Source organism: Aeromonas sp. R2-3 (genome assembly GCF_040908375.1).
In the GTDB taxonomy this organism is placed as follows: Bacteria; Pseudomonadota; Gammaproteobacteria; order Enterobacterales; family Aeromonadaceae; genus Aeromonas; species Aeromonas veronii.
In genome coordinates this window covers 1-20261 of the sequence record NZ_JBFODP010000023.1, presented here as the reverse complement: position 1 = coordinate 20261, position 20261 = coordinate 1, and the positions used below count along the sequence as shown (strand labels likewise).

The 20261-nt window shown below is 55.1% G+C and carries 18 protein-coding genes and 1 tRNA gene; all 19 read left to right on the top strand.

Translation table 11 applies throughout. The annotated features are described in order from the left end of the window. The coding region (tuf, locus tag AB5Z02_RS11875; protein WP_368216046.1) for an elongation factor Tu at window positions 1-1086 on the top strand (1086 nt) is incomplete at its 5' end. Window positions 1087-1139: 53 nt separating this feature from the next. After that, window positions 1140-1216: transfer RNA gene (locus AB5Z02_RS11870), tRNA-Trp, on the top strand. Between the two features lie 60 nt (window positions 1217-1276). Beyond that, window positions 1277-1648 (top strand): preprotein translocase subunit SecE, encoded by a 372-nt coding sequence (gene secE, locus AB5Z02_RS11865; protein WP_005306322.1) that lies wholly within the window; start codon window positions 1277-1279, stop codon window positions 1646-1648. Between the two features lie 9 nt (window positions 1649-1657). Continuing rightward, a complete protein-coding gene (gene nusG / locus AB5Z02_RS11860) occupies window positions 1658-2209 on the top strand; it encodes a transcription termination/antitermination protein NusG (RefSeq protein WP_005306318.1) in 552 nt (183 codons plus the stop codon). A gap of 134 nt (window positions 2210-2343) precedes the next feature. Then, the gene (gene rplK, locus AB5Z02_RS11855; RefSeq protein ID WP_005339887.1) at window positions 2344-2772 is read left to right on the top strand and encodes a 50S ribosomal protein L11; all 429 of its coding nucleotides are present in this window, start codon (window positions 2344-2346) and stop codon (window positions 2770-2772) included. A 4-nt stretch (window positions 2773-2776) separates the two neighbouring features. Continuing rightward, on the top strand, window positions 2777-3478 hold the full coding sequence (gene rplA / locus AB5Z02_RS11850; RefSeq protein ID WP_005339888.1) for a 50S ribosomal protein L1: 702 nt from the start codon (window positions 2777-2779) through the stop codon (window positions 3476-3478). Window positions 3479-3734: 256 nt separating this feature from the next. After that, the gene (gene rplJ, locus AB5Z02_RS11845) at window positions 3735-4235 is read left to right on the top strand and encodes a 50S ribosomal protein L10 (protein WP_005339895.1); all 501 of its coding nucleotides are present in this window, start codon (window positions 3735-3737) and stop codon (window positions 4233-4235) included. A 51-nt stretch (window positions 4236-4286) separates the two neighbouring features. Then, entirely contained in the window at window positions 4287-4652 is a 366-nt protein-coding gene (rplL, locus tag AB5Z02_RS11840) for a 50S ribosomal protein L7/L12 (RefSeq protein WP_005306304.1), read from the top strand. 224 nt (window positions 4653-4876) lie between these two features. Beyond that, on the top strand, window positions 4877-8905 hold the full coding sequence (gene rpoB, locus AB5Z02_RS11835) for a DNA-directed RNA polymerase subunit beta (RefSeq protein WP_368216045.1): 4029 nt from the start codon (window positions 4877-4879) through the stop codon (window positions 8903-8905). A 91-nt stretch (window positions 8906-8996) separates the two neighbouring features. Beyond that, window positions 8997-13301 (top strand): DNA-directed RNA polymerase subunit beta', encoded by a 4305-nt coding sequence (gene rpoC, locus AB5Z02_RS11830; protein ID WP_005339899.1) that lies wholly within the window; start codon window positions 8997-8999, stop codon window positions 13299-13301. 194 nt (window positions 13302-13495) lie between these two features. Further along, entirely contained in the window at window positions 13496-14212 is a 717-nt protein-coding gene (locus AB5Z02_RS11825; RefSeq protein WP_005339902.1) for a transcriptional regulator, read from the top strand. A 24-nt stretch (window positions 14213-14236) separates the two neighbouring features. Further along, the gene (locus AB5Z02_RS11820) at window positions 14237-14617 is read left to right on the top strand and encodes a RidA family protein (RefSeq protein ID WP_005339904.1); all 381 of its coding nucleotides are present in this window, start codon (window positions 14237-14239) and stop codon (window positions 14615-14617) included. Between the two features lie 84 nt (window positions 14618-14701). Continuing rightward, window positions 14702-15094, top strand: coding sequence for a sulfurtransferase complex subunit TusD (gene tusD, locus AB5Z02_RS11815; RefSeq protein ID WP_123173953.1), 393 nt, complete (start codon window positions 14702-14704; stop codon window positions 15092-15094). Window positions 15095-15102: 8 nt separating this feature from the next. Continuing rightward, window positions 15103-15462 (top strand): sulfurtransferase complex subunit TusC, encoded by a 360-nt coding sequence (gene tusC / locus AB5Z02_RS11810; protein ID WP_005341830.1) that lies wholly within the window; start codon window positions 15103-15105, stop codon window positions 15460-15462. A gap of 7 nt (window positions 15463-15469) precedes the next feature. Then, entirely contained in the window at window positions 15470-15748 is a 279-nt protein-coding gene (tusB, locus tag AB5Z02_RS11805) for a sulfurtransferase complex subunit TusB (protein ID WP_231721692.1), read from the top strand. A gap of 182 nt (window positions 15749-15930) precedes the next feature. Continuing rightward, entirely contained in the window at window positions 15931-16305 is a 375-nt protein-coding gene (gene rpsL / locus AB5Z02_RS11800; protein WP_005306278.1) for a 30S ribosomal protein S12, read from the top strand. Window positions 16306-16398: 93 nt separating this feature from the next. Beyond that, a complete protein-coding gene (rpsG, locus tag AB5Z02_RS11795) occupies window positions 16399-16869 on the top strand; it encodes a 30S ribosomal protein S7 (protein ID WP_005339911.1) in 471 nt (156 codons plus the stop codon). Between the two features lie 75 nt (window positions 16870-16944). Next, window positions 16945-19050: an elongation factor G gene (gene fusA / locus AB5Z02_RS11790; RefSeq protein ID WP_021229318.1), complete on the top strand. Its 2106-nt coding sequence runs from the start codon at window positions 16945-16947 to the stop codon at window positions 19048-19050. 54 nt (window positions 19051-19104) lie between these two features. After that, the coding region (gene tuf, locus AB5Z02_RS11785) for an elongation factor Tu (protein WP_139441922.1) at window positions 19105-20261 on the top strand (1157 nt) is incomplete at its 3' end.

Below are 20261 nucleotides of genomic sequence, written 5' to 3'. Positions count from 1 at the left end.
AACGTGCTGGCCAAGCACTTCGGTGGTAAAGCTTTCGCCTTCGACCAGATCGACAAGGCACCGGAAGAGCGTGAGCGTGGTATCACCATCAACACCTCCCACGTAGAATACGACACCGCTACCCGTCACTACGCCCACGTAGATTGCCCGGGTCACGCCGACTACGTTAAAAACATGATCACCGGTGCTGCCCAGATGGACGGCGCGATCCTGGTAGTAGCAGCGACTGATGGCCCGATGCCGCAGACTCGTGAGCACATCCTGCTGGGTCGTCAGGTTGGTATCCCGTACATGATCGTGTTCATGAACAAGTGTGACATGGTTGATGACGAAGAGCTGCTCGAACTGGTTGAGATGGAAGTTCGTGAACTGCTGACCGAGTACGACTTCCCGGGTGATGACCTGCCGGTAGTTCGTGGTTCCGCGCTGAAAGCGCTGGAAGGCGACGCTCAGTGGGAAGAGAAGATCATCGAGCTGGCTGGCCACCTGGATACCTACATCCCGGAGCCGGAGCGCGCGATTGACCAGCCGTTCCTGATGCCTATCGAAGACGTATTCTCTATCGCTGGCCGTGGTACCGTAGTTACCGGTCGTGTAGAGCGCGGTATCGTTAAAGTAGGTGAGACTGTAGAAATCGTTGGTATCAAAGATACCGTTTCTACCACCTGTACCGGTGTAGAAATGTTCCGTAAGCTGCTGGACGAAGGTCGTGCAGGCGAGAACATCGGCGCGCTGCTGCGTGGTGTTAAGCGTGAAGACGTAGAGCGTGGTCAGGTACTGGCCAAGCCGGGTTCTATCAAGCCGCACACCAAGTTCGAATCTGAAGTGTACGTACTGTCCAAAGAAGAAGGTGGTCGTCATACCCCGTTCTTCAAAGGCTACCGTCCGCAGTTCTACTTCCGTACTACCGACGTGACCGGTACCATCGAACTGCCGGAAGGCGTAGAGATGGTAATGCCGGGCGACAACATCAAGATGGTTGTTACCCTGATTGCTCCGATCGCGATGGACGACGGCCTGCGTTTCGCTATCCGTGAAGGTGGCCGTACCGTAGGTGCCGGTGTTGTAGCCAGCGTAATCGCTTAATCTTTGGCTTACATAAATAAAGCAAAGCCCCTATAATAGGGGCTTTCTTGTGTAGGGGCGTAGTTCGAATTGGTAGAACAGCGGTCTCCAAAACCGATGGTTGCGGGTTCGAGTCCTGCCGCCCCTGCCATATACCTCGTCTCGTACGGGGCTTTTGTGTCTTTGGTTACGTCAGATACAGGTGGGTTGTATGAGTGTTAGTTCTGAGAGCCAGGGCGGAAGCAAGGATACCCTGCTTTGGGGCCTGGTTTTCATTATCCTGGCGGCCGCTGTAGTGGGTAATTACCTGCTCAACGATGTTGTCGCTGCCGTCCGCGCCCTGGGTGTGGTCGTTGTCATTGCTGCTGCCGGTGCAGTAGCCCTGCAAACCACCAAGGGAAAGGCAACACTGGCATTCGCCCGTGAGTCTCGCCTGGAAGTCCGCAAGGTCGTATGGCCGACCCGTCAGGAAGCCATTCAGACAACCCTGATTGTGCTGGCGGTGACCGCCGTGATGGGGCTGCTGCTGTTCGTTCTGGACGGTGCCTTGGTCTGGTTGGTCAACCTGATTACCGGTGTGTAAGGATAAGCCATGACTGAACAACGTGAACAACGTATGAGATGGTATGTCGTGCAGGCTTTTTCCGGCTATGAAGGCCGTGTAGCCAAGTCCCTGCGTGAACATATCAAGATGCATGGCATGGAAGACATGTTCGGTGAAGTACTGGTCCCGACCGAAGAAGTGGTCGAGATGCGTGCTGGCCAGAAGCGCAAGAGTGAGCGCAAGTTTTTCCCAGGTTATGTCCTGGTCCAGATGATCATGGATGAAACCACATGGCACCTGGTGCGTAACGTACCGCGCGTCATGGGCTTCATCGGCGGTACTTCCGACCGTCCGGCACCGATCTCCGACAAAGAGGCTGATGCCATCCTGAACCGTCTGCAGGATGCCCACGACAAGCCGCGTCCGAAAACCCTGTTTGAACCGGGTGAAATGGTGCGGGTTGCCGATGGTCCGTTTGCCGACTTCAACGGTACCGTTGAAGAGGTCGATTATGAGAAGAGCCGCGTGAAGGTCTCTGTACTGATCTTCGGTCGTTCTACTCCTGTTGAACTGGATTTTGGTCAGGTCGAAAAGGGCTGATTGAATTCTGTACGTTTAACGGTTGTCAGGGGCAGCGAATATCTCTATAATTCGCTGCCCCTTTATTAGTTGGGGAGCCGTTTGCAGGAGCAAGTCTCCGAGGCGCTAGAACCCATTTTTGAGGTATTTTCCTAATGGCTAAGAAAGTCACAGCTTATATCAAGCTGCAGGTTGCTGCTGGTGCAGCCAACCCGTCTCCTCCCGTTGGTCCTGCACTGGGTCAACACGGTGTTAACATCATGGAATTCTGTAAGGCGTTCAACGCTCGTACAGAGAAGCTGGAAAAAGGTTCACCGACTCCGGTCGTGATCACCGTTTACAGCGACCGTTCCTTCACCTTCGAAACCAAGACTCCGCCTGCTTCCTTCCTGCTGAAGAAAGCTGCTGGCATCAAGTCTGGTTCTTCCAAGCCGAACAAAGACAAGGTTGGTAAGGTGACCGTTGCCCAGCTGCAAGAAATCGCCAAGACCAAAGAGCCGGATATGACTGGTGCCGATCTGGATGCAAAAGTACGTTGCATCGCAGGCTCCGCTCGTTCCATGGGTCTGGTAGTGGAGGATTAAGACAATGGCTAAACTTTCCAAGCGTATGCGCGTTATTCGCGAAAAAGTTGACGGTACCAAAGAGTACTCCATCAACGAAGCCATTGCCCTGCTGAAAGAACTGGCTACCGCCAAGTTCGTTGAAAGCGTTGACGTTGCTGTCAACCTGGGTATCGACGCTCGTAAATCTGACCAGAACGTACGTGGTGCTACTGTACTGCCGCACGGTACCGGTCGTGATGTACGCGTTGCCGTATTTACCCAAGGTGCCAACGCCGAAGCAGCTAAAGCTGCCGGTGCTGACCTGGTAGGTATGGATGACCTGGCCGATCTGGTTAAGAAAGGCGAGATGAACTTCGACGTAGTTATCGCATCCCCGGATGCAATGCGCGTTGTTGGTCAACTGGGTCAAATCCTGGGCCCGCGTGGCCTGATGCCGAACCCGAAAGTTGGTACTGTAACTCCTAACGTTGCCGAAGCCGTCAAGAACGCCAAGGCTGGTCAGGTTCGTTACCGTAACGACAAGAATGGTATCATCCATACCACTCTGGGTAAGGTTTCTTTCAACGAAGTTCAGCTGAAAGAAAACTTGGAAGCTCTGCTGGTTGCCCTGAAAAAAGGCAAGCCCTCTTCCGCCAAAGGTCAATTCATCAAGAAAGTCAGCATCTCCACCACCATGGGTGCCGGTGTTGCCGTAGACCAAGCTTCTCTGGAAGCTCAGGCCTAATTGATGGGTTTTACAAGGCGCAAAATTTAATCTATAATTTTGCGCCTTGATTGGTTGGGGGTTTCGACCTCCGTCCAAGACCGCAGGAGGCTGCAAAGCCTTAATGTTTCCTGCGTAGACGGTGCCGGAAACCCAGCGAGAAAGATTCTTTCTCTTCTGGAATCCTGCTACCGCATCGTTCCCCTCTGTTGTAAAGGTAGGGGGGATGTGTCAGTACTGGGTCAATAGACCCGGATTCAATCCAGGAGTTAAGCCAATGGCATTGGGACTCGAAGACAAAAAGGCAATTGTTGCTGAAGTCAACGAAGCTGCCAAAGGCGCTCTTTCTGCAGTTGTTGCCGATTCTCGCGGTGTAACTGTAGACAAGATGACCGTCCTGCGTAAAACCGCTCGTGAAGCCGGTGTGTACATGCGCGTTGTGCGTAACACCCTGCTGCGTCGCGCGGTAGAAGGTACCGAATACGAGTGCCTGAACGACGCATTTACCGGTCCTACCTTGATTGCTTTCTCTAACGAACACCCGGGCGCTGCTGCTCGTCTGTTCAAAGAGTTTGCCAAAGCGAACCAAAAGTTCGAAATCAAGGCTGGCGCTTTTAACGGTGAGTTTATCGCCGCAGCACAAATTGATCGTCTGGCCACGCTGCCGACTTACGAAGAAGCAATTGCGAAGTTGATGGCGACTATGAAAGAAGCCTCTGCTGGCAAGCTGGTTCGTACTATCGCTGCTGTTCGCGACCAGAAACAAGCTGCTGCTTGATTCTCGCCTATTTAGGCTGTTTGAGTTTATTCAACATCAGGAATTTTTGTCATGTCTATCACTAAAGACCAAATCATCGAAGCCGTTGCTTCCATGTCCGTAATGGAAGTTGTTGAGCTGATCGAAGCTATGGAAGAGAAGTTCGGTGTTTCTGCCGCTGCTGCCGTAATGGCTGGCCCGGCTGCTGCTGAAGCAGTAGAAGAGAAGACCGAGTTCGACGTAGTTCTGACTGCTGCTGGCGCCAACAAAGTTGCCGTTATCAAAGCCGTTCGTGGCGCTACCGGTCTGGGCCTGAAAGAAGCCAAAGATCTGGTAGAAGCTGCTCCGGCTAACCTGAAGGAAGGCGTGTCCAAGGACGAAGCTGAAGCTCTGAAGAAAGAGCTGGAAGCTGCCGGTGCTTCTGTTGAGATCAAATAATCTGCATTTATGTAGATTAGCCTGATAAAACAGGCTAGGGCTGGTGAATTTTTGTTCACCAGCCTTTTTGCGCTGTAGACTGAGAGCATTTCACACCGTTTACGACTCTCGGTGCACCAGCAATCCGGACTGTCTTCTTTCGTCCGGGCCAACACAAAACGGTGTTGAGACAGAGCTGTCCCGCGGGACAGAGTGGGTCACTTATCAGCGAGCTGAGGAACCCTATGGTTTACTCTTATACCGAAAAAAAACGCATTCGTAAGGACTTCGGTAAGCGAGACCAGGTACTGGACACGCCTTATCTGTTGTCCATTCAGCTGGACTCCTTCAAGCAGTTCATCGAGGCTGACCCGGAAGGTGAATATGGCCTAGAGGCCGCTTTCCGTAGCGTTTTCCCGATCACCAGTTACTCCGGTAGTGCTGAGCTTCAGTATGTCAGCTATCGCCTGGGTGAGCCGGTATTTGACGTAAAAGAATGCCAGATCCGTGGAGTGACCTACTCCGCGCCGCTGCGTGTCAAGCTTCGTATGGTTCTGTACGACCGTGAAGCAGCTGCCGGCACCGTCAAAGACATCAAGGAACAAGAAGTATACATGGGCGAAATTCCGCTCATGACCGAGAACGGCACCTTTGTTATCAATGGTACCGAGCGGGTTATCGTCTCCCAGCTGCACCGCAGCCCGGGCGTCTTCTTCGACCACGATAAAGGCAAAACTCATTCATCCGGTAAGGTACTGTATAACGCTCGCGTTATCCCCTACCGTGGCTCCTGGCTGGACTTCGAGTTCGATGCGAAAGACAACCTGTTTGTCCGTATCGACCGTCGTCGCAAACTGCCAGCATCCATTATTCTGCGCGCCCTGGACTTCACTTCCGAACAAATCCTGGCCACCTTCTTCGAGACCATCGGTTTTGAAGTAAAAGATGGCAAGTTGATGATGGATCTGGTGCCGGAGCGTCTGCGTGGTGAAACTGCGACCTTTGACATCGTGGCCAATGGCGCCGTGGTGGTTGAGACCGGTCGTCGTGTGACTGCGCGTCACATCCGTCAGTTGGAAAAAGACGCCGTTACCCAGATTGAGGTGCCGGTTGAGTATGTTGTTGGCAAAGTTGCTGCCAAGGACTACGCACATCCGCAAACTGGCGAGATGGTCGTGACCGCCAACCAGGCGCTGAGCCTGGAAGCGATCGCCAACCTGTCCCAAGCCGGCTTCAAGCATTTCGAGGTTCTGTTCACCAACGAACTGGATCACGGTGCTTACATGTCCGAGACCCTGCGTGTCGACTCCAGCTCCAACCGTTTGGAAGCGCTGGTCGAGATCTATCGCATGATGCGTCCGGGCGAGCCGCCTACTCGCGAAGCTGCAGAACAGCTGTTCGAAAACCTGTTCTTCTCCGCCGAGCGTTACGACCTGTCTACCGTAGGTCGGATGAAGTTCAACCGCCGTCTGGGTCGTGAAGACGAGACTGGCGCAGGTGTACTGACCAAAGACGACATCGTCGATGTGATGAAGCGCCTGATCGACATCCGTAACGGTAACGACGAAGTGGACGATATCGACCACTTGGGTAACCGTCGTATCCGTTCTGTCGGTGAAATGGCTGAAAACCAGTTCCGCGTCGGTCTGGTGCGTGTCGAGCGTGCGGTCAAGGAGCGTCTCTCCCTGGGCGACCTGGACACCCTGATGCCGCAGGATCTGATCAACGCCAAGCCGATCTCCGCCGCAGTCAAAGAGTTCTTTGGTTCCAGCCAGCTGTCCCAGTTTATGGACCAGAACAACCCGCTCTCCGAAGTGACCCACAAGCGTCGTATTTCTGCGCTGGGCCCGGGCGGTTTGACTCGTGAGCGTGCCGGCTTTGAAGTCCGAGACGTACACCCGACTCACTACGGTCGTCTGTGCCCTATCGAGACACCTGAAGGTCCGAACATCGGTCTGATCAACTCGCTGTCCGTGTACTCTCGTACCAACGAGTACGGTTTCCTCGAGACCCCGTACCGCAAGGTCATTGACGGTGTGATCACCGACGAAGTGGACTACCTGTCTGCTATTGAAGAAGGCAAGTACGTGATCGCACAGGCTAACGCCGCGACCACCGAAGATGGCCGTCTGAAAGATGAATTGATCCCGTGCCGTCACAAAGGTGAATCCACCTTTATGAACGCCGACCAGATCCAGTATATGGACGTGAGCCCGCAGCAGATCGTATCTGTGGCAGCTGCTCTGATCCCGTTCCTGGAACACGATGACGCGAACCGCGCATTGATGGGTTCAAACATGCAACGTCAGGCTGTACCGACTCTGCGTGCTGACAAGCCGCTGGTAGGTACCGGTATGGAACGCGCTGTGGCCGTTGACTCCGGTGTAACCGTAGTGGCCAAGCGTGGCGGCGTAATCGACTATGTCGATGCCTCCCGTATCGTCCTGAAGGTCAATGAAGATGAGCTGATGCCAGGCGAAGCCGGTATCGACATCTACAACCTGACCAAATACACCCGTTCCAACCAGAACACCTGTATCAACCAGCGTCCTTGCGTGATGTTGGGTGAGCCGGTGATGGCTGGCGACGTACTGGCTGACGGCCCGTCCACCGATCTGGGTGAACTGGCACTGGGTCAGAACATGCGCGTCGCGTTCATGCCGTGGAACGGTTACAACTTTGAAGACTCGATCCTGGTGAACGAGCGTGTTGTTCAGGAAGATCGCCTGACCACCATCCATATCCAGGAACTGGCCTGTATCTCCCGTGACACCAAGCTGGGTCCGGAAGAGATCACTGCTGACATCCCGAACGTGGGTGAAGCCGCTCTGTCCAAGCTGGACGAGTCCGGTATCGTCTACGTGGGTGCCGAAGTGAAGGGCGGCGACATTCTGGTCGGTAAGGTAACCCCGAAAGGTGAAACCCAGCTGACGCCGGAAGAGAAGCTGCTGCGCGCCATCTTCGGTGAGAAGGCCTCCGATGTGAAGGACTCCTCCCTGCGTGTACCGAACGGTGTGTACGGTACCGTGGTTGACGTGCAAGTCTTTACCCGCGATGGCGTGGAAAAAGACAAGCGTGCCAAAGAAATCGAAGAGATGCAGCTGAAGGAAGCGAAGAAGGACTTGACCGAAGAGTTCAAGATCCTGGAAGACGGCATTTTCGGCCGCTCCCGCAACCTGCTGCTGGCCGCCGGTTACAGCGAAGATCGTCTGAACAAGCTCGATCGCTCCAAGTGGTTTGAACTGGCCATCGAAGACGAAGGCAAGCAGACCGAACTGGAACAGATCGCTGAACAGCACGTTGAGCTGAAAGCCGAGTTCGACAAGAAATTCGAGAACAAGCGTCGCAAGATTATCCAGGGTGATGATCTGGCGCCGGGCGTACTGAAAATCGTCAAGGTTTATCTGGCAGTCAAGCGTCGCATCCAGCCGGGTGACAAGATGGCGGGCCGTCACGGTAACAAGGGTGTTATCTCCAAGATCTGTCCGGTCGAGGATATGCCCCATGACGAGTTCGGCCGTCCGGTCGACATCGTACTGAACCCGTTGGGCGTACCATCCCGTATGAACATCGGTCAGATCCTCGAAGTGCACCTGGGCCTTGCGGCCAAGGGTATCGGCGAGAAGATCGATCGCATGGTCAAAGAGCAGCGCGAGCTGCACGAGATGCGCAACTTCCTGCAACAGGTCTATGACCTGGGCGAGAAGGACACCCAGCAAGTGAACATCGCCGAGCTGTCTGACGACGACGTACGTATCCTGGTGGGTAACCTGCGTAAGGGTCTGCCGGTCGCTACTCCAGTGTTTGATGGTGCCAAAGAGCGCGAAATCAAAGCCCTGCTGAAGCTGGCTGATCTGCCGGAATCCGGTCAGATTGATCTGTTCGATGGCCGTACCGGTAACCGCTTCGAGCGTAAAGTAACCGTTGGTTACATGTACATGCTCAAGCTGAACCACTTGGTCGACGACAAGATGCACGCGCGTTCTACCGGTTCTTACAGCCTGGTTACCCAGCAGCCGCTGGGTGGTAAGGCTCAGTTCGGTGGTCAGCGTTTCGGTGAGATGGAAGTGTGGGCCCTGGAGGCTTACGGTGCGGCATATACCCTGCAGGAAATGCTGACCGTCAAGTCTGACGATGTGAATGGCCGTACCAAGATGTATAAGAACATCGTGGATGGCGACCACCGTATGGAGCCGGGCATGCCCGAATCCTTCAACGTATTGCTGAAGGAAATCCGCTCTCTGGGTATCAACATCGAGCTGGACGAAGAGTAAGAGCTCGCTCTTATTGTTCGAGAATTGACGTGGGCGCCCCGCTGTTTTGGCAGCCGGGGCGCCGAGGTTAGACTCCTGACAGGGGAAACACGTGAAAGACTTACTCAAGTTTTTGAAGGCTCAGACCAAGACCGAAGAGTTTGACAGTATCAAGATCGGTCTGGCCTCTCCTGACATGATCCGCTCCTGGTCATTCGGTGAGGTCAAAAAGCCTGAGACCATCAACTACCGGACTTTCAAGCCGGAGCGTGATGGTCTGTTCTGCGCCCGTATCTTCGGACCGGTGAAGGACTACGAGTGTCTGTGCGGCAAGTACAAGCGCCTGAAACACCGTGGTGTGATCTGTGAGAAGTGCGGCGTTGAAGTGACCCAGACCAAGGTCCGTCGTGAGCGTATGGGCCACATCGAGCTGGCCAGCCCGACTGCCCACATCTGGTTCCTGAAGTCCCTGCCGTCCCGTATCGGTCTGCTGCTGGACATGACCCTGCGCGACATCGAGCGTGTGCTCTACTTCGAATCTTTCGTCGTAATCGAGCCGGGCATGACCAACCTCGAACGCAGCCAGATGCTCTCTGAAGAGCAGTACCTGGATGCGCTGGAAGAGTGGGGCGACGAATTTGACGCCAAGATGGGTGCCGAAGCAATCCTGGCATTGCTGCGCGCTATCGATCTGGAAGGTGAAGTCAAAACCATGCGTGAGGAGCTGGATCAAACCAACTCCGAGACCAAGCGCAAGAAGACCACCAAGCGTCTGAAGCTGATGGAAGCTTTCCTGCAGTCCGGCAACAAGCCGGAGTGGATGATCATGACAGTGCTGCCTGTGCTGCCGCCGGACCTGCGTCCGCTGGTACCGCTGGACGGCGGCCGTTTCGCGACTTCCGATCTGAACGATCTGTACCGTCGCGTGATCAACCGTAACAACCGCTTGAAGCGTCTGCTGGATCTGGCTGCTCCGGACATCATCGTGCGCAACGAAAAGCGTATGCTGCAAGAGTCCGTCGATGCGCTGCTGGATAACGGCCGTCGCGGTCGTGCCATCACCGGTTCCAACAAGCGCCCGCTGAAATCCCTGGCCGACATGATCAAGGGTAAACAGGGTCGTTTCCGTCAGAACTTGCTCGGTAAGCGTGTCGACTACTCCGGTCGTTCCGTTATCACCGTAGGCCCGACTCTGCGTCTGCATCAGTGCGGTCTGCCGAAGAAGATGGCGCTGGAACTGTTCAAGCCGTTCATCTATGGCAAGCTGGAAACCCGCGGTCTGGCGACCACTATCAAGGCCGCCAAGAAGATGGTGGAGCGCGAGGAAGCTGTCGTTTGGGATATCCTGGACGAAGTGATCCGCGAACACCCGGTTCTGCTGAACCGTGCACCGACTCTGCACCGTCTGGGTATCCAGGCATTCGAACCGACTCTGGTCGAAGGCAAGGCAATCCAGCTGCACCCGCTGGTTTGTGCTGCGTATAACGCGGACTTCGATGGTGACCAGATGGCGGTCCACGTACCGCTGACCCTGGAAGCCCAGCTGGAAGCGCGTGCGCTGATGATGTCTACCAACAACATCCTGTCGCCTGCCTCCGGTGAGCCGATCATCGTTCCTTCTCAGGACGTGGTCTTGGGTCTGTACTACATGACCCGTGCCCGTATCAACGCCAAAGGCGAAGGTATGGTGCTGGCCGGCCCGAAAGAAGCCGAGAAAGTATATCGTGCTGGTCTGGCCGATCTGCATGCTCGTGTGAAAGTACGCATTACCGAATACCTGCGTCAGGAAGACGGTTCTCTGCGTGAACACACCGAGATGAAGAACACCACCGTTGGTCGTGCGATCCTGAGCCTGATCCTGCCGAAAGGTATGGAATACGCCCTGATCGACGAGCCGAAGGTGCTGACTGCTGCAGAACAGGCTGATCTGGATGCCAATCCGCAGAACTGGATCAAGTGCGTATCCAACAAGGCGCTGGGCAAAAAGCTCATCTCCCGTCTGCTGAACACCTGCTATCGCAAGCAGGGCCTGAAGGACACCGTTATCTTCGCTGACCAGCTGATGTATACCGGTTTCCACTACGCGGCCCTGTCCGGTGCTTCCGTTGGTATCGATGACATGGTCATCCCGGATGCCAAGAAAGACATCATCGCAGCAGCCGAAGCCGAAGTTGCCGAGATCCAGGACCAGTTCCTGTCAGGTCTGGTAACTGCGGGCGAGCGTTACAACAAGGTTATCGATATCTGGGCCAGCGCCAACGAGCGTGTCTCCAAGGCCATGATGGAGAACTTGTCCAAAGAGCGTAACGTCAACTCGCTGGGTGAAGAAGAAGAGCAGGCCTCGTTCAACAGCATCTTTATGATGGCCGACTCTGGTGCGCGTGGTTCCGCCGCCCAGATCCGTCAGCTGGCCGGTATGCGTGGCCTGATGGCCAAGCCGGATGGCTCCATCATCGAGACCCCGATCATCGCGAACTTCCGCGAAGGTCTGAACGTACTGCAGTACTTTATCTCTACCCACGGTGCTCGTAAGGGTCTGGCGGATACCGCACTGAAGACTGCGAACTCCGGTTACCTGACTCGTCGTCTGGTAGACGTGGCGCAAGACATGGTGATCACCGAGGACGATTGCGGCACTACCGACGGTCTGTGGATGACTCCGCTGATCGAGGGTGGCGACGTGGTCGAGCCGCTGCGTGAGCGCGTGCTGGGTCGTGTGGTGGCAGAAGATGTCATCAAGCCGGGTACCGAGGACGAGATCCTGGTTGCTCGCAACACCCTGCTCGACGAGCAGCTGTGTGACCTGCTGGAGCGTAACTCCGTTGACCGTGTGAAGGTACGTTCTGCCATCACCTGTGAAACTGACTTCGGTAACTGTGCTCACTGCTACGGCCGTGATCTGGCCCGTGGTCACCTGGTTAACAAGGGTGAGGCTGTCGGTGTTATCGCCGCCCAGTCCATCGGTGAACCGGGTACCCAGCTGACGATGCGTACATTCCACATCGGTGGTGCTGCATCTCGTGCTGCTGCTGAAAGCAGCATCCAGGTCAAGAACACAGGTACCATCAAGCTGCAGAACGCCAAGTTCGTTCACAACAGCGATGACAAACTGGTTATCACCTCACGTTCTACCGAACTGACCATCATGGACGACATGGGCCGTACCAAGGAAAGCCACAAGCTGCCTTACGGTTCCGTGTTGGAAGTGAAGGACGGCCAGGCCGTGAGCGCTGGCGAGACCGTTGCCAACTGGGATCCGCACACCCACCCGATCATCACCGAAGTGGCAGGTCGCCTGCAGTTCGAACACATGATCGATGGCGTGACCATCACTCGTCAGACCGACGAGCTGACCGGTCTCTCTTCTATCGTTGTTCTGGACGTCAACGAGCGTCCGAGCGCCGGTAAAGAGATGCGTCCGACCGTTAAACTGGTCGACCTGAACGGCAAAGACGTGATGATCCCGGGTACCGATGTAGCCGCCCAGTACTTCCTGCCGGGCAAGGCGATCGTGAACCTGGAAGATGGTGCCAACGTGGGCGTGGGTGACGCGGTAGCGCGTATCCCGCAAGAGTCCGGCGGTACCAAGGACATCACCGGTGGTCTGCCGCGCGTTGCGGATCTGTTTGAAGCACGTCAACCGAAGGAACCGGCAATTCTGGCCGAGATCTCCGGTACCATCTCCTTCGGGAAAGAGACCAAGGGCAAACGCCGTCTGGTCATCACCCCGACTGATGGTGGCAACGTCTACGAAGAGATGATTCCGAAGTGGCGTAACCTGAACGTGTTCGAAGGTGAAAAAGTTGAGAAGGGTGAAGTGCTGGCGGACGGTCCTGAGTCTGCTCACGACATCCTGCGTCTGCGCGGTATCAGCCCGGTCGCCAACTACATCGCCAACGAAGTGCAGGACGTTTACCGTCTGCAAGGCGTTAAGATCAACGACAAGCACATCGAAGTCATCGTACGTCAGATGCTGCGCAAGTGCGAGATCCTGAGCGCTGGCGATACCGATCTTATCGAAGGCGAACAGGTTGAAGTTGCTCGTGTGAAGATTGCCAACCGTAAGCTGGTTGCCGAGGGCAAGACCCCTGCGACCTACCGTCATGTACTGATGGGTATTACCAAGGCATCTCTGAGCACCGAGTCCTTCATCTCCGCGGCTTCCTTCCAGGAAACCACTCGCGTTCTGACCGAAGCCGCCGTAGGTGGCAAGCGTGATGAACTGCGTGGTCTGAAAGAGAACGTCATCGTGGGTCGTCTGATCCCGGCTGGTACCGGCTTTGCCTACCACCACAGCCGGATCAACCAGCGTGCTGCCGCAGCTCGTGCTGTTGGTACCCCGCAGGTGACCGCTGATGAAGCGGAGCAGAACCTGGCGGATCTGCTGAACGCAGCCGGTAGCTTCGACGAAGAGTAACTCGTCATCCGTGATTAAAAAGGGCTCCTTCAAGGAGCCCTTTTTGTTGGCCAATTCCTCGGCAAAGGTAGACGCAGCGCGGGTTTCAGGATGATCCAGAGCAAAGTTGTAGAGTAAAAAATCAAAAAAAGTTGACTTTACTCCCCTGCAATTTAAAACTCGGGAAAGTTGAATGGTTATTACAGGGGTAGAACATGACTGTCGGTATCGAGGAAGCCATGCTTCCCGAAGAACAGCTGATCAGCCGCACTTTTACAGATGAAGACAGGGAATTGTTGCGCTCATACGATGGGCTAATCGATGGCTTGGCCGAGCTGTTCGGCAAGCATTGTGAAGTGGTACTCCACTCCCTGGAAAATCTGCACGAGTCGGTGATCAAGATCGCCAACGGCTTCAATACCGGACGCACCCTCGGGGCGCCCATCACCGATCTCGCCCTGCGCATGCTCAAGGACATCGAGAGCACCGGCCAGGATTACACCCAGAGCTATTTCGCTCGCAGCCGTACCGGCGCGCTGATGAAGTCGAGCACCATCGCCATTCGCAACAGCGAGCGGCAAGTTGTGGGGCTTATCTGCATCAACCTCCATATCAATGCGCCTTTCCACGAGTTCGTGGCCGAATTTTTCCCGACGCCCCAGCAGGCGGCGCGCCAGTCACCAGAGACCTTCGCCAACAGCGTGGAAGAGCTTGTTGCTCAGACGGTGGATAACACCATCGACGAGATCAATCGCGATCCCACCGTGGCCAACAATGCCAAGAACCGCTTCATCGTGACCCAGCTGTTCGAGAAGGGCATTTTCGACATCAAGGACTCGATCAATCTGGTGGCGGACAAACTCAATATTTCAAAACATACCGTTTATCTTTACATCCGACAGCGCAAGCAGGGTGAAGACGAGAACGAGTAACTCATTCCAGAAGGGGATAGATGAATGGCTAAAGAAGTGATTGCAACCGACAAGGCGCCTGCCGCGATTGGTCCGTATGTTCAGGCTACCAAGGTTGGCGAGATGATCTTCACCTCCGGGCAGATCCCGCTCGATCCTGCCACCATGGAGATCGTGGCTGGCGGCATCGAAGAGCAGGCCGAACGGGTGATGAAGAATCTGGTTGCCGTGTTGCACGCTGCCGGTGCCGATGCCAGTAAAGTGGTCAAAACCACCTGCTTCCTGAGTGACATGAACAACTTCGTTGCCTTCAATCAGGTCTATGCCCGCTACTTTGGCGATGCGGCGCCAGCCCGCTCCTGCGTGGAGGTGGCCCGTCTGCCGAAAGATGTGCTGGTCGAAGTTGAGGCGATTGCCCATCTCTGATCAACTGATCGAATCAAGCCCCTCATGGCAGGGGCTTTTTTGTTTTTGGCGTAAAATGGACCGGGTCAGCACAGGAGTCCTGCAATGAGTCTGAGTTTTGCCATCCTGGTCACGGGGCCTGCCTATGGCACCCAGTCGGCCAGCACAGCCTATCGCTTTGCCCGCACCCTGTTGGCGCAGGGGCATACCTTGTCCCACCTGTTCTTCTATCAGGACGGGGTCTGCAACGGCAACGGTTTGCATCTGCCTGCATCCGATGAGACCGACCTGGTGCGTCTGTGGCGAGAGCTGGCGGAGGAGCAGGGGATCCGTATCGACGTCTGTGTCGCCGCCGCCATGCGGCGCGGTGTGCTCGATGAGCAGGAGGCCAAGGGGGCAGGGCAGGTGCACTTCAATCTGCAACCGCCATTTTGCCTGAGCGGTCTGGGCCAGTTGGCCGAGGCTGCGCTCACTGCCGATCGACTGATTCAGTTCTAGGGGGAGTCATGAGTAAAAAAATTGCCTTTATCTGCAGTCGTGGCCCCCATGGCCATGCCGCCGGCCGGGAAGGACTGGATGCCCTGCTGGCCACCTCGGCCATGACCGATGAGCTGGCCCTCTTCCTGATTGGGGACGGTGTGCTGCAACTGCTCAAGGAGCAGCAGCCTGCCGCCATTTTGCAGCGCCACTACGCACCCACCTTCAAAATGCTGGAACTCTACGACATCGAAGAGGTCTATGTTTGTGCTGACTCGCTGGCAGAGCGTGGCGTGACAGTGGATGATCTGCTGATCCCCGTCGAGAGTCTGCCGCGCCAGGAACTGGCTCGGCGCTGGGCACAGTGTTCGACTCACATCAGCTTTTGAGGTCTCCATGTTGCATCTGATATTGAACTCTCCCTTTCAGAGTCAGGCTCTGGCAGAGGCGCTCTCATACCTTCAGCCCGAGGATGAGCTGGTACTGATGCAGGATGCCGTGATTGCGGCATCGGCTCCCCAGTGGAGCGCGCGGCTGGCGGGTATCCCGCTTTATGTGATGCAGGAAGATCTGCACGCTCGCGGTTTGCAGCATCGGGTGGGCAATGTGCTCGATATGGCGGATCTGGTGGCACTGATTGCGCAAAAAGGTTCCCCGCGCACCTGGGGTGGCTGAGAAGCATATTTTCAAGAAAATTCAAGGTGATGTCGTGAAAGCAAACGGATCCGAATTGCCCTTTTGTGACGCAAATTGTATAAATCTTGACTCCCCAGACAACAGGGCATAAAATTTCGCGTCCCCGTATCTGCGGGGAGGATTTTCCACACGTTTATGAAGTCATTATCAGGAGCCTTTTGATGGCAACTATTAACCAGTTGGTTCGCAAGCCACGCATCAAGCTCGTTGTGAAAAGCAACGTGCCGGCGCTGGAAGCGTGCCCTCAGAAGCGTGGCGTATGCACTCGTGTATATACCACCACCCCGAAGAAGCCTAACTCTGCACTGCGTAAAGTGTGCCGTGTACGTCTGACCAACGGCTTCGAAGTCACCTCCTACATCGGTGGTGAAGGTCACAACCTGCAAGAGCACTCTGTTGTTCTGATCCGTGGCGGTCGTGTAAAAGACTTGCCAGGTGTTCGTTATCACACCGTTCGTGGTGCGTTGGACTGTGCCGGTGTTAAAGACCGTAAGCAGGCTCGCTCCAAGTATGGCGTGAAGCGTCCTAAAGCTTAATGGTTCTCCGTTAAGTAAGGCCAAACGTTAATTCGTTTCTAGTTAGATAGCTTTCTAGTTTTGGGTAATCCCTGAAGTTACGGAGAATTTGAAATGCCAAGACGTCGTGTTGTTGGTCAGCGTAAAATCCTGCCAGATCCCAAGTTCGGATCAGAGCTGCTGGCTAAATTTGTCAACGTAGTAATGGTTGACGGTAAGAAATCTGTTGCAGAAGCCATTGTTTATGGCGCCCTGGACATCATTGCCACCAAATCTGGCAAAGAGCACCTGGCCGTATTCGAAGAAGCTCTGGATAACATTCGTCCGGCGGTCGAGGTTAAATCTCGTCGCGTCGGTGGTGCAACCTATCAGGTGCCGGTAGAAGTTCGTCCGGTACGTCGCAATGCCCTGGCAATGCGCTGGTTGGTTGATGCCGCTCGTAAACGTGGTGAAAAATCAATGGCTCAGCGTCTGGCTGGCGAGCTGCTGGATGCCGCTGACAATAAGGGTTCGTCTGTCAAGAAACGTGAAGACGTTCACCGTATGGCTGAAGCGAACAAAGCCTTCGCTCACTTCCGCTGGTAATCCGCTTGCGCAGGGTCTTTTGACTCTGCGCACCTTTAATTATCTAGGGACAAGCGCCTTAGTAAGAGGATGACAATGGCTCGTACAACCCCCATTGAGCGTTATCGTAACATCGGTATCTCCGCTCACATTGACGCCGGTAAGACTACTACTACCGAGCGCGTACTGTTTTACACCGGTGTAAGTCACAAGATCGGTGAAGTTCACGATGGCGCTGCCACCATGGACTGGATGGAACAGGAACAAGAGCGTGGTATCACCATCACCTCCGCCGCGACCACCGCTTTCTGGTCCGGTATGGGTAAACAGTTCCAACCGCACCGTATCAACATCATCGATACCCCGGGCCACGTTGACTTTACTATCGAAGTAGAGCGTTCAATGCGTGTTCTGGACGGTGCCGTGATGGTGTACTGTGCCGTAGGTGGCGTACAGCCACAGTCTGAAACCGTATGGCGTCAGGCTAACAAGTACAAGGTTCCCCGTATCGCGTTCGTCAACAAGATGGACCGTACCGGCGCCAACTTCCTGCGCTGCGTTGAGCACATCAAGACCCGTCTGAAAGGTACTCCGGTTCCCCTTCAGCTGAACATCGGCTCTGAAGAGAACTTCAAGGGCGTTGTTGACCTGGTCAAGATGAAAGCCATCAACTGGAATGAAGCTGATCAGGGCGTATCCTTCGATTACGAAGACGTCCCGGCCGAGTTGCTGGAACAGGCGCAAGAAATGCGCATGAATCTGGTTGAAGCCGCTGCTGAAGCGTCTGAAGACCTGATGGAAAAATACCTGGGCGGCGAAGAGCTGACCGAGGAAGAGATCAAAGGTGCTCTGCGTCAGCGCGTGCTGAACAACGAAATCATCCTGGTAACCTGTGGCTCCGCGTTCAAGAACAAGGGCGTACAGGCCATGCTGGATGCCGTGATCGAGTACCTGCCGGCCCCGACCGACGTTGCTGCTATCGACGGCCTGAAAATGGACGGCGAGACCAAAGACGAGCGTCACGCTTCCGATGACGAGCCGTTCTCTGCTCTGGCGTTCAAGATCGCTACCGACCCGTTCGTTGGTAACCTGACCTTCTTCCGTGTCTACTCTGGCGTGATCAACTCCGGTGACACCGTGCTGAACTCCGTCAAGGACAAGCGCGAGCGTTTTGGCCGTATCGTTCAGATGCATGCCAACAAGCGTGAAGAGATCAAAGAAGTACGCGCTGGTGACATCGCTGCTGCTATCGGTCTGAAAGACGTGACCACTGGTGACACCCTGTGTGACCCGAACGCACCGATCATCCTCGAGCGTATGGAATTCCCGGAGCCGGTAATTTCTATCGCGGTTGAGCCGAAAACCAAGGCTGACCAGGAGAAGATGGGTCTGGCACTGGGCCGTCTGGCTCAGGAAGATCCGTCCTTCCGCGTATGGACTGACGAAGAGTCAGGTCAAACCATCATCGCCGGTATGGGTGAGCTGCACCTGGACATCATCGTTGACCGTATGCGTCGCGAGTTCAAGGTTGAAGCCAACGTAGGTAAGCCGCAGGTTGCCTACCGTGAAACCATCCGTACCACCGTTAAAGACATCGAAGGCAAGCATGCCAAGCAGTCTGGTGGTCGCGGTCAGTACGGTCATGTTGTTATCGACATGTACCCGCTGGAAGAAGGCAAAGCCTACGAATTCGTCAACGACATCAAAGGTGGTGTCATTCCTGGTGAATTCATCCCGGGTGTTGATAAAGGTATCCGTGAGCAGCTCAAATCTGGTCCGCTGGCTGGTTACCCGGTTATGGATCTGGGTGTGCGTCTGCACTTCGGTTCTTACCACGATGTCGACTCTTCCGAACTGGCGTTCAAAATCGCTGCTTCCATGGCCTTTAAGGCTGGCTTCATGAAAGCCAACCCGGTTCTGCTCGAACCGATCATGAAAGTAGAAGTTGAAACTCCGGAAGATTACATGGGCGACGTTATCGGTGACCTGAACCGTCGTCGTGGCCTGATCGAAGGTATGGAAGATGGCCCGTCCGGCAAGATCGTACGTGCTCTGGTGCCGCTGGCCGAAATGTTCGGTTATGCAACTGCACTGCGTTCCGCTACCCAGGGTCGTGCTTCCTACGCCATGGAATTCGCCAAGTATCACGATGCACCGACCAACGTTGCACAAGCCGTGATCGAAGAGCGCAAATCCAAGTAATTTAAGATTCCCCGCCTACGACGGTAGGCGGGTTTAACCTAGAAGGACTACGTCGTGTCTAAAGAAAAATTTGAGCGTAATAAACCGCACGTAAACGTCGGCACCATCGGCCACGTTGACCACGGTAAAACCACCCTGACTGCAGCTATCACCAACGTGCTGGCCAAGCACTTCGGTGGTAAAGCTTTCGCCTTCGACCAGATCGACAAGGCACCGGAAGAGCGTGAGCGTGGTATCACCATCAACACCTCCCACGTAGAATACGACACCGCTACCCGTCACTACGCCCACGTAGATTGCCCGGGTCACGCCGACTACGTTAAAAACATGATCACCGGTGCTGCCCAGATGGACGGCGCGATCCTGGTAGTAGCAGCGACTGATGGCCCGATGCCGCAGACTCGTGAGCACATCCTGCTGGGTCGTCAGGTTGGTATCCCGTACATGATCGTGTTCATGAACAAGTGTGACATGGTTGATGACGAAGAGCTGCTCGAACTGGTTGAGATGGAAGTTCGTGAACTGCTGACCGAGTACGACTTCCCGGGTGATGACCTGCCGGTAGTTCGTGGTTCCGCGCTGAAAGCGCTGGAAGGCGACGCTCAGTGGGAAGAGAAGATCATCGAGCTGGCTGGCCACCTGGATACCTACATCCCGGAGCCGGAGCGCGCGATTGACCAGCCGTTCCTGATGCCTATCGAAGACGTATTCTCTATCGCTGGCCGTGGTACCGTAGTTACCGGTCGTGTAGAGCGCGGTATCGTTAAAGTAGGTGAGACTGTAGAAATCGTTGGTATCAAAGATACCGTTTCTACCACCTGTACCGGTGTAGAAATGTTCCGTAAGCTGCTGGACGAAGGTCGTGCAGGCGAGAACATCGGCGCGCTGCTGCGTGGTGTTAAGCGTGAAGACGTAGAGCGTGGTCAGGTACTGGCCAAGCCGGGTTCTATCAAGCCGCACACCAAGTTCGAATCTGAAGTGTACGTACTGTCCAAAGAAGAAGGTGGTCGTCATACCCCGTTCTTCAAAGGCTACCGTCCGCAGTTCTACTTCCGTACTACCGACGTGACCGGTACCATCGAACTGCCGGAAGGCGTAGAGATGGTAATGCCGGGCGACAACATCAAGATGGTTGTTACCCTGATTGCTCCGATCGCGATGGACGACGGCCTGCGTTTCGCTATCCGTGAAGGTGGCCGTACCGTAGGTGC